The 13,960-nt window shown below is 62.7% G+C and carries 13 protein-coding genes; 9 read left to right on the top strand and 4 right to left on the bottom strand.

The window, feature by feature from the left end:
• Positions 1-90: 90 nt before the first annotated feature.
• The 3 genes from KMZ68_RS19735 (at position 91) to KMZ68_RS19725 (ending at position 4,045) form a co-directional block, all read left to right on the top strand.
• Entirely contained in the window at positions 91-1,689 is a 1,599-nt protein-coding gene (locus KMZ68_RS19735) for a GMC family oxidoreductase (RefSeq protein WP_215612844.1), read from the top strand.
• Between the two features lie 11 nt (positions 1,690-1,700).
• Positions 1,701-2,147 (top strand): hypothetical protein, encoded by a 447-nt coding sequence (locus tag KMZ68_RS19730; protein WP_215612843.1) that lies wholly within the window; start codon positions 1,701-1,703, stop codon positions 2,145-2,147.
• Between the two features lie 215 nt (positions 2,148-2,362).
• Entirely contained in the window at positions 2,363-4,045 is a 1,683-nt protein-coding gene (locus KMZ68_RS19725) for a cytochrome b5 domain-containing protein (RefSeq protein WP_215612842.1), read from the top strand.
• Between the two features lie 188 nt (positions 4,046-4,233).
• On the opposite strand, the gene KMZ68_RS19720 is transcribed toward KMZ68_RS19725, so the two are convergent.
• Complete coding sequence (locus tag KMZ68_RS19720; protein ID WP_215612841.1) at positions 4,234-4,752, bottom strand: winged helix-turn-helix transcriptional regulator; 519 nt, start codon at positions 4,750-4,752, stop codon at positions 4,234-4,236.
• Positions 4,753-4,974: 222 nt separating this feature from the next.
• Between KMZ68_RS19720 and KMZ68_RS19715 the strand changes: the two genes are divergently transcribed.
• From KMZ68_RS19715 to KMZ68_RS19705, 3 genes are all read left to right on the top strand, one after another.
• Positions 4,975-5,631 (top strand): 2-hydroxychromene-2-carboxylate isomerase, encoded by a 657-nt coding sequence (locus KMZ68_RS19715; RefSeq protein ID WP_215612840.1) that lies wholly within the window; start codon positions 4,975-4,977, stop codon positions 5,629-5,631.
• 29 nt (positions 5,632-5,660) lie between these two features.
• The gene (locus KMZ68_RS19710; RefSeq protein ID WP_215612839.1) at positions 5,661-6,398 is read left to right on the top strand and encodes an SDR family oxidoreductase; all 738 of its coding nucleotides are present in this window, start codon (positions 5,661-5,663) and stop codon (positions 6,396-6,398) included.
• 77 nt (positions 6,399-6,475) lie between these two features.
• Positions 6,476-7,483, top strand: a complete 1,008-nt coding sequence (locus KMZ68_RS19705; RefSeq protein WP_215612838.1) for an NAD(P)H-dependent flavin oxidoreductase — start codon at positions 6,476-6,478, stop codon at positions 7,481-7,483.
• Positions 7,484-8,251: 768 nt separating this feature from the next.
• On the opposite strand, the gene KMZ68_RS19700 is transcribed toward KMZ68_RS19705, so the two are convergent.
• Entirely contained in the window at positions 8,252-9,154 is a 903-nt protein-coding gene (locus KMZ68_RS19700) for an NAD(P)-dependent oxidoreductase (RefSeq protein WP_215612837.1), read from the bottom strand.
• A gap of 210 nt (positions 9,155-9,364) precedes the next feature.
• On the opposite strand from KMZ68_RS19700, the gene KMZ68_RS19695 reads away from it, so the two are divergent.
• The 3 genes from KMZ68_RS19695 to KMZ68_RS19685 are packed head-to-tail and all read left to right on the top strand — an operon-like array spanning position 9,365 to position 11,829.
• Positions 9,365-10,567, top strand: coding sequence for an acyl-CoA dehydrogenase family protein (locus tag KMZ68_RS19695; RefSeq protein WP_249779418.1), 1,203 nt, complete (start codon positions 9,365-9,367; stop codon positions 10,565-10,567).
• 9 nt (positions 10,568-10,576) lie between these two features.
• Complete coding sequence (locus KMZ68_RS19690; protein ID WP_215612836.1) at positions 10,577-11,131, top strand: flavin reductase family protein; 555 nt, start codon at positions 10,577-10,579, stop codon at positions 11,129-11,131.
• The gene (locus KMZ68_RS19685; protein ID WP_215612835.1) at positions 11,128-11,829 is read left to right on the top strand and encodes a TetR/AcrR family transcriptional regulator; all 702 of its coding nucleotides are present in this window, start codon (positions 11,128-11,130) and stop codon (positions 11,827-11,829) included. Before KMZ68_RS19690 ends, KMZ68_RS19685 begins: the two co-directional genes overlap by 4 nt.
• Before the next feature lie 25 nt (positions 11,830-11,854).
• Here the strand turns inward: KMZ68_RS19685 and KMZ68_RS19680 are convergent, their stop codons facing one another.
• On the bottom strand, positions 11,855-12,730 hold the full coding sequence (locus tag KMZ68_RS19680) for a polysaccharide deacetylase family protein (protein ID WP_215612834.1): 876 nt from the start codon (positions 12,728-12,730) through the stop codon (positions 11,855-11,857).
• A gap of 23 nt (positions 12,731-12,753) precedes the next feature.
• Positions 12,754-13,860 (bottom strand): LLM class flavin-dependent oxidoreductase, encoded by a 1,107-nt coding sequence (locus tag KMZ68_RS19675; RefSeq protein WP_215612833.1) that lies wholly within the window; start codon positions 13,858-13,860, stop codon positions 12,754-12,756.
• Positions 13,861-13,960 lie beyond the last annotated feature (100 nt).

Raw genomic sequence — 13,960 nt, 5'->3', positions numbered from 1 at the left:
CTGAATCTGCAATAGCATCACCTATGCTGTGACGCATGCTGACAGGCTGAAACGAACTGGCTATCAATGAATGCCGGGAGGAAAAAATCGATGCTTGAAAAAGTCGATGTCCTGATCGTCGGTTCCGGCGCATCTGGCGCCGCGGTGGCGTGGAGCCTTGCCGATACCAGGATGCGGATCGTCTGCCTCGAGCAGGGCGATTGGGTGAAGCCGGCGGACTATCCCAGCAACGGAAGGGATTGGGAGGCGCGCCTGTTCAGCGATTTCGCCATCAACCCCAACCGCCGCGCGCGGCCGACCGACTACCCGATCAACGACGCCAATTCACCGATCAAGGTGGTGAATTTCAACGGCGTCGGCGGCAGCACCATCATGTACACTGCGCATTTCCCGCGCATGCATCCCTCCGATTTCAAGGTGCGCACGCTCGACGGGGTCGCCGACGACTGGCCGATCGATTACGCCACGCTGGAGCCGTACTTCGCCGAGAACGACCGCATGATGGGCGTCTCGGGGCTCGCGGGCGATCCCGCCTATCCGCCGAAGCAGCCGCCGATGCCGCCGCTGCCGCTCGGCAAATCCGGCGCCCGGTTCGGCAAGGCGATGAACCAGCTCGGCTGGCACTGGTGGCCGTCCGACTCGACCATTGCCACCACCGACTACGAGGGCCGCGCGCGCTGCATCAATCTCGGCCACTGCACGCCCGGCTGCGCGCAGGGCGCCAAGGCCTCCACCGATATTACCTATTGGCCGCACGCGATCCGCGCCGGGGTCGAATTACGCACCATGTGCCGGGTTCGCGAAGTCACGGTCGATGAGCACGGCATGGCGTCCGGCGTCATCTATTACGACGCCGAGGGCAAGGAGCAATTCCAGCCCGCCGAAGTCGTCATCCTCGCCTGCAACGGCGTCGGTACCCCGCGGCTGATGCTGAATTCGGTGTCGGCGAAATTCCCCAACGGCATTGCCAATTCCTCAGGGCTGGTCGGCAAGAACCTGATGTTTCACCCTTACGCGCTGACCTACGGCTATGTCGACGAACCGCTCGATGGCAATCACGGCCCGCCGCTCTGCCTGTGGAGCCAGGAATTCTACGAGACCGACCCTGGCCGCGATTTCGTTCGCGGCTATACCTTCCAGTTCGGCCGCGGCGTCGGCGCCATCATGGAAGCGATCGTTAGCTCCGCCGCCGGGCGACTGCCCTGGGGCGACGACCACCATGCCGCCTACCGGAAACTGGTGAACCGCCGCATCGGGCTTTCGGCGATCTGCGAGGACCTGCCCGAGGAGCACAATCGGGTGACGCTCGATCCCGTGCTGAAGGATTCCAGCGGCATCCCCGCGCCAAAACTCGACTACACCATCAGCGCCAACAGCATGAAGATGATGAACCACGGCATCGCGCGGGCCAAGGAGATTCTGACCGCCGCCGGCGCCAGCAATGTCGCCGTCGAGAGTCCGATCCTGAACGGCGGCTGGCATCTGCTCGGCACCGCGCGCATGGGAACCGATCCGGAGCGTTCGGTGGTCAACGAATGGGGCCGCTGCCATGACGTGAAGAATCTGTTCATCGTCGACGGCAGCATCTGGGTGACGTCAGGCGGCGTGAACCCGACCTCGACGATTCAGGCGCTGGCGCTCTATATCGCCGACAGCATCAAGCAGCGCCTCGCCAATCTGTTCGACTGAAAGCGATTTTCATGCAGAACCACGAGCTTTCCCCCGACCAAATCCGCGACCTTCGCGCGCTGGCCGGCATGATCATCCCCGCGAGCACGGTCTACGACGTGCCCGGCGCCGACGACGATAAAATACTCAACGACATCCTGCGCAGCCTGGAGCGCGACCGCGACGACATAGCGCGTGCATTGGCGCATCTCGCCGCGATCGGCGGCTGTGCGTTCGCCGACCTGGAATCGGAGCACCGCACCGAGGTGGCCGCCGTCTTTCGTGAGGTCGGCGGCGCGTCGCTGGCTGCCTTGGTCCGCGTGGTGCTGCTTTGCTACTACCGCGACGACCGGGTGATGCGATCGCTCGGCCAGGAGGTTCGCCCGCCTTTTCCCAAGGGCCATGTGGTGGAACAGGGCGACTGGTCGCTGCTCGATCCGGTCCGCGCAAGGAAGCCGATGTATCGCACGGTCGACTAGGGCGTGGACGCATTGGCGCGTCATGGGCGGACTTGTCACTGGTTCCGCCCGGTCGCGAATGACCCATAATTCGGCGCTTCCTGGCCACGCGAGAAGCTGCTTCATTTCCGGTCCGCCCGCGGCTAGTCTCGACCCATCTGTTCGGACGACATCCACCTTACTCCCGCCGCGAGATGGGAAATCGGTGCGTTCGCTTGCTTCGGAAGGACGACAGGATGCGGGCAGTGATTGTCGGTGCGGGAATGGGCGGGTTGATGACGGCGTTGGCGCTGCGACAGTCCGGCGTCTTCGCATCGGTCGATATCTACGAGCAGACGAAGGTGCCCAGCACCGCAGGCGCCGGGTTGAACGTCCCGCCCAACGGGGCGAGGATATGTCGTTGGCTGGGCGTCGACCTCGATGGCGGGGATCCCAAGGGCCCCGACGGGGCGATCGACGGCGGCCGGGCGGCAATTCTGGAGTCGACACGGCAGTTCAATGCAGACGGGAGCGTGACAAAGAGGTCGTTCGATCATGTCACCGCGGCGGGCGACGGCGCCGGGTTTCATCACATGCACAGGCTGGACCTGTTGATGTGCCTGTATAAGCGGGTGTTCGAGTTCGGTCCCGACAGCGGGGCGCCATGTCCGATCACCGTGCATATGGACTGCAGGCTGACACAGTTGTGTCAGACCGCCGGCGAGGTGACGGCGACCTTTTCGAATGGTCGGACCGCCACGGGAGAGGTTCTCGTGGGTGCCGACGGGATCAACTCTGCCACGTTGCAGCTGGCGTGGCCGAACCCGCGTCCCAAGCGCTGGACCGAGGTGACCTGCTTTCGTGGGCTGATTCCGCGGACGGCGGTCGCCTCGCTCCGGAAGGCTGACGGCAGCCCGCTGGACCACAATCCCGTCGACTCGTTCAGCATGGACCGCCATCGGAACGACAAGAGCGGGGCGACGACGTACTGGGTGCGCGGCGGCGAGTTGTTGAACGTGTGGATCGCCCGATATGAGCCCGACTCTGCCGCGTTCGAGCAGGAGGAGGGCGACTGGTTTCCCGTCAGTCAGGAGGAGATCCTTCGCGAGGTGGGCGAGGCATTCACGGGGAGCGCCAGCAGAGACGACCTGCTCGCTCTGGCGGGGGCGATCGTTCGTCCCACGAAGTGGGGCCTCTACGATCGTGACGCGCTCGAAACCTGGGTGCAGGGCCGCATCTGTCTGCTCGGGGACGCGGCGCACCCGATGCTTCCCACGTTTGGCCAGGGCGCCGCGCAGTCCTTCGAGGACGCCGCCGCGCTCGCCAGCGCCTTCGCCCTGCACAAGCGCGATGTCGCAACGGCGATGTTGCACTACGAGCGCGTGCGGCATTACCGCGCCACCCGCTTCCAGCTCGGCTCCAAATTCGCCTTCGATCATTTGCGCGCCAAGGACACCGCTGAGCAAAAGGCGCTACTCGAGAAGCTCGACGAGCGAGTGAGCCCGGCCTTTGCCCACGACAAGCGCGGCGGCGAGGACGACTCCTGGATCTATGCGTACGACGCCCGCAATATCGGCACCGAATTGCCTTACAAGAGATTGGGGCCGTGGGACTTCCGTCGGGCCGCCAAGGCCAACTACGCCACGATTACCGGCAAGCTCTGGACGCCAGCTGCTCCCGCCAAGGGTACACGTCCCGTCACGCGCGAAGAGGTCGCCCTGCACAACACCCGCGACGACTGCTGGATCATCGTCTCGGGAAAAGTTTACGACATCACCGAGTGGGCACCCCATCACCCCGGTGGCGCTGGAATCGCCCGAATGTACGCCGGCAAGGAAGCCACTGCCGAATTCGGTGACTACCACAGTGCCGAAGCTGTCGCGCACATGGCTCATTTCTGCATCGGCGACCTCGTCGGGACTCCAGCCAGCTTGCCGTGACTGGCCACGCTGACTGGCCGGCATTTCCAGCGCGCCGCATCGCGCGGCGCCGACTACGCCCGCTCCGCGCTGGTCGCCGAACCATGACGAGCAGTTCGCCGTCTGCGCGAAGCAAGAGTCTGCCTTGGCTTGAGGACTACTCACGGCCTGGACTGGATCGCAGCTCGATCGGAAGCAGCGGCCGAAGGTCAGACCGCGCGGCCGCGGGCTTTCGTTTTAACCATCCTGGGTAGCTCCGCAGCGGCTCCTGCCGGCTGCCGCTTGCCTGGTCCGGGATGCACGTGGACGTCCTTGGCCGTGACGGGCTCGCCGCATTCCGAGCAGACCAGCACCGGATCGAACATCTTGCCGCAGCTCTTGTGCTCATGGAGCAGGGGCCTGCCGCGCTCGTCGACCATGTGGGTATCGCCCCAATGCACGATCGCCATGATGATCGGGTACAGGTCGAGGCCCTTCTGGGTCAGGATGTATTCATGCCGTTTCGGCGATTCCTGGTACGGAATCCGGCGCAGCACGCCGAGGCGAACCAGTTTCTTCAGGCGCTCCGCGAGCAGGTGCCGGGTAATGCCCAATGCCGACTGAAAGCCCTCGAACCGCCGGGTCCGCAGAAAGCATTCGCGCAGGATCAGCAGGGTCCAGCGATCGCCGATTACCCCGACCGTCCGGGCCAATGAACACGGCTCCTCCTCGAGTTCATCCCACTTCATCGCATTCTCCGGTCGGTCCCGTCTGAATCGGTTCAATTTTAGATCATTCTAATTAGGAACCAAGTTTGGAACAACCATCCAATTATGGCAAATAACATGCGGCGCAGTCGGAAAACTGCATCCGGCTTGACAGTTCAATTATAGAACTTTAGTGCTTGATCCTCGCCCGGTGGCCGGATCGCCGCCGCGGGTCAGAGAGAATGACTCCAGGAGGAGGGTTCGTTGGCAGGTCCCCTGAAGGTTGAATTTCAGTTCGATTTCGGTAGCCCGAATGCCTATCTGGCGGAGAAGGCGTTGCCCGGCATCGAGCGGCGCACCGGGGTGAAGTTCGACTATGTGCCGGTGCTGCTCGGCGGCATCTTCAAGGCCACCAACAACCTGTCGCCGTTCGAGTCGCTCCGCGGCATCAAGAACAAACCCGAATATAATGCGCTGGAGACCCGGCGCTTCATCCGGCGCCATGACATCACGACGTTCAGGCAGAATCCCTTTTTCCCGGTCAACACGCTGATGCTGATGCGGGGCGCCGTCGCCGCCCGGTTCGAGGGCACGTTCGAACCCTATTTCCGTGCCGCCTACCATCACATGTGGGAGGAGCCGAAGAAAATGGACGATCTCGAGGTTTTCCGGAATGCGTTCATTTCGTCCGGCATCGATATCGACAGGTTGATTGCCCGCGCGCAGCAGGACGAGGTCAAGAAGAGGCTGATCGAAGCGACCAACGATGCCGTTGCCCGCGGCGCCTTCGGTTCGCCGACCTTCTTCGTCGGAAGCGAAATGTTCTTCGGCAAGGACCAGCTTCGCGACGTCGAGGAATCGATTGTCGAGCAGACCAGCCGCGACGACGGTCCGACACCATCGACGCAGATCAGAAATTGACGGAATTAGACCTGACCGGGAGCAGACCCTTGCAGAAGAGAAACGCGACCGTGGCCGTAATCGGCGCCGGTGATTTCATCGGCAGCGAAATCGCCAGGAAGTTTGCCTCTGAGGGCTTCACGGTATTCGCCGGACGCCGCAACGGCGCCAAGCTCGAACCGCTGGTGAAGGAGATCGAGGCGGCGGGCGGCGAGATCCACGCCCGCTCGCTCGATGCGCGCAAGGAAGAGGAAGTCGTCTCCTTCCTGGAGGATGCCGACAAGCACGCGCCGCTCGAGGTCTGCATCTTCAACGTCGGCGCCAACGTCAACTTCCCGATTCTGGACACCACCGAGCGCGTGTTCCGCAAGGTCTGGGAAATGGCCTGCTATTCCGGCTTTCTCGCGGGCCGCGAGGCCGCGCGCCTGATGCTGCCCCGGGGCAAGGGCAATATCTTCTTCACCGGCGCGACCGCGAGCCTGCGCGGCGGATCGGGCTATGCCGCCTTCGCCAGCGCCAAGTTCGGCCTGCGCGCCGTCGCCCAGTCGATGGCGCGCGAACTCGGACCAAGGAATATCCACGTCGCCCACCTCGTCATCGATTCCGGCGTCGATACCGAATGGGTGCGCCAGCGGCGGCTCGAGGCGCTGGGGCCGGGTGCGCTCGATAACCCCGATCTCCTGATGCCGCCATCGTCGGTCGCGGAATCCTATTGGCTGCTTTATCGGCAGCCGCGCAGCGCCTGGACGTTTGAACTGGAAATACGCCCCTTTGGCGAGAAGTGGTGAAGGAGCGCCGTTCGCGGGCTTCGAAGCGTGATATAGGCTTGCCAGGACATTGCACGTAAGAAGAACCGGAGGAATTCGTGAAGACAGCAATCACTGAAATGTTCGGCATCGAGCATCCCATCATTCAGGGCGGCATGCATTATGTCGGCTTCGCGGAGCTGGCGTCCGCGGTGTCGAACGCCGGCGGCCTCGGCATCATCACCGGTCTGACGCAGCGGACGCCCGAATTGCTGGCCAAGGAGATCGCGCGCTGTCACGACATGACGGACAAGCCGTTCGGCGTGAACCTGACATTCCTGCCGACCTTCGCCGCGCCGCCCTATCCGGAATACATCGCCGCCATCAGGGAAGGCGGGATCAGGATTGTCGAAACCGCAGGACGCAGCCCGGAGCAATACATGCCGGCGCTGAAGGCCGCTGATATCAAGGTCATCCACAAATGCACCTCGGTCCGGCATTCGCTGAAGGCCGAGCAGATCGGCTGCGACGCGGTAAGCGTCGACGGCTTCGAATGCGGCGGGCATCCCGGCGAAGACGACATGCCGAACATGATCCTGCTGCCGCGCGCCGCCGAGGAATTGAAGATTCCATTCGTGGCGTCGGGAGGCATGGCGGATGCGCGCAGCCTGGTGGCGGCGCTGGCGATGGGCGCGGCCGGCATCAACATGGGCACGCGCTTCATCGCGACCAAGGAAGCGCCGGTGCATGACAACGTCAAGAAGGCGCTGGTCGCGGCCTCCGAGCTCGATACCCGGCTTGTGATGCGCGCGCTCCGGAATACCGAACGCGTGCTGAAGAACAAAGCCGTCGACCGCCTGATGGAAATCGAACGCGAGAAGGGCGCCGGCCTGAAGATCGCCGATATCCACGAGGAGGTCGCAGGCGTCTATCCCAAGGTCATGATCGACGGCGAGATGGACGCTGGGGCCTGGAGCTGCGGGATGGTGGTCGGCCTGATCAAGGATGTGCCGACCGTGAAGGAATTGATCGACCGCATCATGACGGATGCGGAGCGCATCATCCGCGGGCGTCTGGTCGGATTTCTCGACGGCGCCGTTCCTGCACAGCCGGAGAAGGTCGCCTGAAGGCAAACCCAGGTCCCTCTCGACCTCATGGTGCAGGTGCGACAAATCAACCCGACGGGCAAGATTCCGCTTAACCCGTCGGGCAAATCAGCACTACGACTTCGCGCGTCTCACCCGATGAGAGGGGCGGATCGCGATCGTCACGAACGCGCGGTGGGATGCGATGGACGCGGAAGTTGCGACTGACGAGCGTGACTCGAGCGGACGGCAAAGACGTGTGGTCCTGACGCCCCGACGCTGGCGTCAAGTTCGCGGGAAGCAAAACTTCCCGCGGATGATGGTGGCAAGAAAGCCCGGTCACCAGGGAGAGCTCGGAATAAGCCGTAGAACCATTGCGCAGGGAAGGCCGGATTGCCTCCGCTGAACCTGTATGCTCGTGTGCGTTTTTCCCAATAACAATTGCACACGGGACCGCGGGTGCAGCGCGCACCCGGTCTTCCCTGCGCCCTCTTCTTTCAGAGGGTGACCATCGACGCAAAGCTCGGGCGCATCGCGCCGCGAGAATGTGAAGCTGTGTCTTCGGACACGCGCTGTTCGAAAAATGAATCAGCAGATTTGGATCGTGCACGCATGCGACAGGTGCCCCACGTTGTCATCGCCCGGCTTGACCGGGCGACCCAGTACGCCGCGGCCTCTCGATTGATCTCAAGCGCCTCTGGAATACTGGGTCCTCCGCTTTCGCGGAGGATGACGAGTTGTGGTGAGGCGGCCACCTGCGGCAACGGAAACGTAGCCCGGATCGAGCTCTTGCGAAATCCGGGGCCACAGTTATCGCTGCGGGCCTATGCCGGCCTTGGGATCGGTGACGATGGTCTTCTTCAACACTTCGAACACCGATGCGGTGTCCTGATCTCCGAGCCCCATCGCCAACGCCTGCGCGTAGACCGGCTGCGTCAGCGTAAACAGCGGGGTCGCGCAGCCGACGTCATCGGCGAACTCGGCGATGATGGCCATGTCCTTTTTCCAGGTCGAAACCTTCATGGTCGCGGGTTCATAGACACCCTCGACCATCATCGGAGCGCGCATCTGAAACATTCGCGAGCCGCCGGCGCCGGGACCGATCATGTCGACCACCATCTTCGGATCGAGTCCGGCGCGCTGCGCCAGGACCATCGCCTCGGCGGCGGCGACATTGTGAATGGCGACCAGGTGATTGGCGATGAACTTCATCCGGCTGCCATTGCCGTAGGCGCCGAGATCGGCGCTTTGTTTGGCAAAATCGGCGAACAGATCGGCGCACCGGGCAATAGCAGCGCTGTCGCCGCTGGCATAGACCACAAGATCGCGATTTCTGGCTTGCGCGCCGGTTCCGCTCAGCGGGCAATCCAGTGCGACGTGGCCAGCCTGGTTCAGGATGGCTTCGAAGCACAGCTTGTCGGGGATGCTGAGTGTGGAGAGTTCGACCACAATTCGCTTTGTCTGACCGGAATTGGCGATGGTAGCTGCAACATCCTTGACCGCCTCGGGACTGGAAAGGCTGGTCATGATGATGGGCGCGTCGCGCGCGACCTGTCCGGCGTTATCGGCGATAATGACGTTGTCGCGCGCAAGCTCGGCGCATCGTGCGGCGTCGATGTCAAAGCCGACAACGCGCCACCCGCGCTCGACGAGATTGCGGGCGATCGCGCCTCCCATGATACCAAGCCCAACGATCCCAACGGTCTTGTCCATGCGAGTTCGCTCCCGGCCAGTTGAATTTGCGGGCGGCGCCGGCCGCGCCTTGAATAATTAGTGATCAGGCGATAAACAATCATCGGATAGTTTCGACCGGTCAAGTACGGTTCGTAAGTGACTTGCTGCTTAGCTCGACCGGTCGCACCTCAAGACCGCAACGACCGGCGAGATAGAGCAAGGGACGCGCAAATGGGAGGTGTTGGCAATATGCCAGACGCAGGTCCGCCCGCGGACGACCGCACCTATGCCGCCATGATCGACCGCGCCAGAGCGCTCGTTCCGCGCTTGCGCGAACGCGCCTCCAGAACCGAAGAGCTGCGGCGTTTGCCGCCGGAGACGGAGCGCGATCTGCATGATGCCGGCTTGTTCAGGATCATGCAGCCGAAGCGGGTAGGCGGTTCCGAGCTGGACTATGTGGCGCTGGTGGATTGCTCCGATGTGCTCGCGCAAGGCGATGCGTCGGTGGCCTGGAATTTCGCCAATCTCGCGAGCCACCACTGGATGCTCGGCATGTTCGATCGGCGCGCTCAGGACCTGATCTGGAGCAACAACGCCGATGCCCTGATCGCATCTTCCTTCATTTTTCCCTCCGGCCGGGCCAGCAAGGTCGACGGCGGATATCTGCTGCAGGGACACTGGCCGTTCTCGTCGGGAGTGGGCTCGAGCGAATGGAACATGCTCGGCGGCGTCGTTGCCTCGGAGGATGAAGCCGACGGTATCGAATACCGGATATTCCTGCTCCACAAGACGGACTACAAGGTCACCGACACCTGGAATGCGAGCGGGCTGAGGGGAACCGGATCGAACGATGTCGAGGTCGCCGAAATCTTCGTCGCGGAACCGATGACGGTTGCGGTGGGCGATCTCGCAGGCGGTTCGACCCCTGGCAGCGCCGCCAATCCAAATCCGCTCTATGCGCTTCCGGTCTTCTCGTTATTCCCCTATGTGCTTTCCGGCGCGGGCCTGGGTAACGCACAGGCCTGCCTGGACGACTATATCGACATCACCCGTCATCGCGCATCGACCTATAATCGCGCCAAGCTCGGTGACTTCCAGAGCACGCAGATCAAGATTGCCGAGGCGTCCGCGAAGATCGACGCCGCCCGCCTGATCATGCGCTCGCGATGCCTGGAGGCGATGGCCGATGCAAGGTCCGGCCAGATTCCGGATATGGCTGAAAAGACCAGATTGCGGCGTGACGGCGCCTATTCCGTCAATCTATGCACCGAAGCAGTCTCGCTGTTGTCCTCGGCGAGCGGCGCGCGCGGCTTGTTCACGACGGGCGCCCTGCAGCGGCAGTTCCGCGACGCCCACGCCATCAATTCGCACCTTGCGTTCAATTTCGACGCGGCTGGCACCAATTTCGGCCGCGTGGCCCTTGGCCTGCCGTCCGAAAATCTGACGCTCTGAGGCCCGCGCATGACCGACGCGCCCAAGCATCCGATCAACCGGGACCCGGCCAACGAGTTGGCCAGCGACAGCTCGTTGATCGATCCCCGGGACTTTCGCAACGCGCTGGGCACCTACGCCACCGGCGTCACCATCATCACGGCGGTCGCCGCCGACGGAAAGCCTTATGGGCTGACCTGCAATTCGTTCGCCTCGGTATCGCTGAATCCGCCGCTGGTGCTGTGGAGTCTGGGGATGTTTTCGCAGGGCCTGAGCATCTTCCAGAACGCCAGCCATTTCGCGGTCAATGTTCTCGGCGCATCGCAGCAGGCGCTCGCCAACAAATTCGCCAAGTCCTCGGAAGACAAGTTCGCCGGGGTCGAATGGACGCCGGGCCTCGGCAATGCGCCGGTTCTCGCCGACAGCGTTGCGAATTTCCAATGCCGCGCCGCCAACCGATACTATGGCGGCGACCATGTGATCTTCCTCGGCGCCGTCGAGGCCTATGCCTACAACCGGCAAGAGCCGCTGTTGTTTGCGCGCGGCAGCTATGGCCGGTTTCTCAAGCCCGACGCCCCGCCATGAGCACGAAAGCGTTACCCAAGCGTGCACGCGTCAAGCAGAAGCGGCTGTCGCCGGACGACCGCCGCCGGGAGTTCGTGGCCAAGGCCACCGAGTTTTTCTCGGAGGAGGGATTCGACGGCGGGACACGCGATCTGGCGCGGCGGCTCGGCGTCACGCAGCCGCTCTTGTACCGCTACTTTCCAAGCAAGGACGACCTGATCAAGGAAGTCTATCGCACCGTCTATCTCGAGCCGTTCGATCCCGGCTGGGAGAAGCTGCTGACCGATCGCTCCCGGCCGATCCGCGACCGGTTGCAGGAATTCTACAACGCCTACACCGACGTTATCTTCACCCGCAAATGGCTTCGCATCTATTTCTACGCGGGCCTGAAGGGGCTCGACATCAACCGATGGTACATCGGCGTGGTGGAGGACAAGATTCTGTCACGCATTGTCAACGAATGCCGTCATGAAGCGGGGCTTCCGGAGCAGAGCAAGCCGAGTTCTTCCGAGCTCGAGATGGCGTGGGTGCTGCAAAGCGGAATCTTCTACTACGGAGTTCGCAAATACATCTTCGAGTCTCCGGTTCTGGAAGACAAGAGCCAGGTGATCAGCGGCGCGCTGGACGCTTTTCTGACCGGCTTCGCGCGGTTCTTTGCGTCAGCCGGTGGATCCAGGTGTGCAACCGAGAAGACGGTCGGAAGAGCGGCCTTGGCATGATCTCTTCGACCCCGTCCGGTCCGGATCAGGATTTCGACATTTCAGTCCGGTACCAGTCGCCGATCTCGCTTGCGGTCATCAGTGCGACGCCGTCATGGCCGATGACGTAATCGAGCAGCGCTTCGAGATACTTGATCCGATGCGGGACGCCGGTGATGTAGGGGTGGATCGAGATCGCCATCACCCGCGCATTGCTGGCGCCCTCGAGATACAAACGGTCGAACTGGTCGGTGCAGCGCTGCAGAAATTGCCCGGACGAGAGATGCTGTAGCGCGTGGATGACGATGTCGTTGGTCTCGACCGAATACGGAATGGTCGTGATGGTGCCATGAGGCGTCGCGATATCCTGCGGGAGATCGTCGATCACCCAGTCCGCGACATATTCGATGCCGTTGAGGCGCAGCAGATCGAGGGTTTCCTCGGTTTCCGTCAGGCCCGGGCTTTCCCACGATCGCGGCGGCTTGCCGGTGAATTTTGCGATCGTCTCGATCGCCCGCCTGATCGCATCGGCCTGGTCGTCCAGTTTGTGCATCGGGCCCTGGACGAAGCCATGGCCCATGAATTCGAAGCCAGCCTCGCGCGCCGCCGATGCGACGCGGGGGTAGGAGCGGCAGACGTTGGCGTTCAGCGCCAGCGTTACCGGAATATGGCGGTCCGTCAGCGCCTTGAACTGGCGCCAGAAGCCGGCGCGCATGCCGTATTCGTGCCAGGACCAGTTCGGCACATCCGGCAGCAACGGCTGTCCCATCGGCGGGCTAAGCACGGTTCGCGGCATCGCGTTCTCGATCCGCCACTCCTCGACGTTGAGGATGATCCATACCGCGAGCCTCTTGCCATCAGGCAGCCGGAGTTTCGGCCGGTCGACTTGCGCCTGATAGGGGATGCGATCGGTCCAGGCCACGGCGCGCCCTCCTCAATTGCGGATTATTCCGCGGCCTTGGATCGGCTCGCCGTGCCGGCATTGATGCGCGGCATCACCTTCTCGGCCATCAGGATCATGGATCGGCGTCCAAGCTCGCGATCCATCCAATCCTTGCCGGCATAGAGCAGCGTGCCGAATTGGCCGACCTCGTCCTGGAAAGCCAGCAGTTGATCCGCGACGCTATCAGGCGTTCCATGAATGATCAGCCTGTCGCAGATCGTCTCCAGCGTCACCTCATCGTCGGGCTGGTCACGGCGAGTCTTGAACAGCTCGATGCGGCCGTTCTTCTTCAGTTTGGTGAACAGCGAACGGTAATAATAGACGTAGGGCCCATCCGGATCGGTCGCATAGGCCTTGGCGGTGGCCGCATCCTTGGCGACAAAGACGCTTTTTGCGACGCGCCAGTTTGCAGGATCAGCGGCGCGGCCGCCGCGTTCGCAGCCCTCGGCGTATTTCGGCCAGTGGCTCTTTACCCAGGCCGGCATCAGGAAGTTGGCCGAGATCGGATCCCAGCCTCGCGCGGCGGCCTCGGTGACGCCCTTCGAGAACGGCGCGACGGCGGTCACGACGATGGGCGGATGCGGCCGCTGCAGGGGGCGGGCGATGATTCCCTGGCCGATGTCCCTGATCAGGGTCTTCTGCGTCGTGATGTTCCAGTATCTTCCCTGGAGATCGTAAGGCGCTTCGCCGACCCAGATCTCCAGCACCTGATTGATCGATTCAAGGAACATCGCGTTGCGATCGGCGTCCAGATTGCCGAACAATTCCGCATCCGACAACAGGCCGCCGGGGCTGATGCCGAAGATCAGCCGGCCGTCGAGCATGTGGTCGAGCATCGCCATGGTGGCGGCGACGGTGCCGGGATGGGTGTTCGGCATGTTGATCGTGCCGGTGCCGAGCCTGATCTTCTTGGTCGCGGCCGCAATCCAGGCAATGAACGCGATGCAGGAAGTAATGTTCTCGGCCTGGTCGGTGATGTGTTCGCCGACATAGGCTTCGGTGAACCCCAGTTCGTCGGCGAGCAGGAAGGCTTCGCGGTCTTCCTGCAGGGACAGCCGCCAGTCCTTGCCGAGAGGATGGATCGGCATCGTGAAGAATCCCAGATTCATTGCCTCTCCTCCCTGGTTTCCGGGCTTGACGCGAGCCGGGTCGTCTGTCGTTGAGGCCATTATGACAAGTCCGAAAGTCGAGTCATCAGAAATAATCGCT

The sequence above is a fragment of the Bradyrhizobium sediminis genome, assembly GCF_018736105.1.
In the GTDB taxonomy this organism is placed as follows: domain Bacteria; phylum Pseudomonadota; class Alphaproteobacteria; order Rhizobiales; family Xanthobacteraceae; genus Bradyrhizobium.
This window is presented reverse-complemented; position numbering and strand designations above follow the sequence as displayed.

What these genes read in the sequence shown, in the direction of transcription:
- KMZ68_RS19735 (WP_215612844.1), top strand. Translation starts at nt 91, where the DNA reads ATGCTTGAAAAAGTCGATGTCCTGATCGTCGGTTCCGGCGCATCTGGC.
- KMZ68_RS19730 (WP_215612843.1), top strand. Translation starts at nt 1,701, where the DNA reads ATGCAGAACCACGAGCTTTCCCCCGACCAAATCCGCGACCTTCGCGCG.
- KMZ68_RS19725 (WP_215612842.1), top strand. Translation starts at nt 2,363, where the DNA reads ATGCGGGCAGTGATTGTCGGTGCGGGAATGGGCGGGTTGATGACGGCG.
- KMZ68_RS19720 (WP_215612841.1), bottom strand. Translation starts at nt 4,752, where the DNA reads ATGAAGTGGGATGAACTCGAGGAGGAGCCGTGTTCATTGGCCCGGACG.
- KMZ68_RS19700 (WP_215612837.1), bottom strand. Translation starts at nt 9,154, where the DNA reads ATGGACAAGACCGTTGGGATCGTTGGGCTTGGTATCATGGGAGGCGCG.
- KMZ68_RS19695 (WP_249779418.1), top strand. Translation starts at nt 9,365, where the DNA reads ATGCCAGACGCAGGTCCGCCCGCGGACGACCGCACCTATGCCGCCATG.
- KMZ68_RS19690 (WP_215612836.1), top strand. Translation starts at nt 10,577, where the DNA reads ATGACCGACGCGCCCAAGCATCCGATCAACCGGGACCCGGCCAACGAG.
- KMZ68_RS19685 (WP_215612835.1), top strand. Translation starts at nt 11,128, where the DNA reads ATGAGCACGAAAGCGTTACCCAAGCGTGCACGCGTCAAGCAGAAGCGG.
- KMZ68_RS19675 (WP_215612833.1), bottom strand. Translation starts at nt 13,860, where the DNA reads ATGAATCTGGGATTCTTCACGATGCCGATCCATCCTCTCGGCAAGGAC.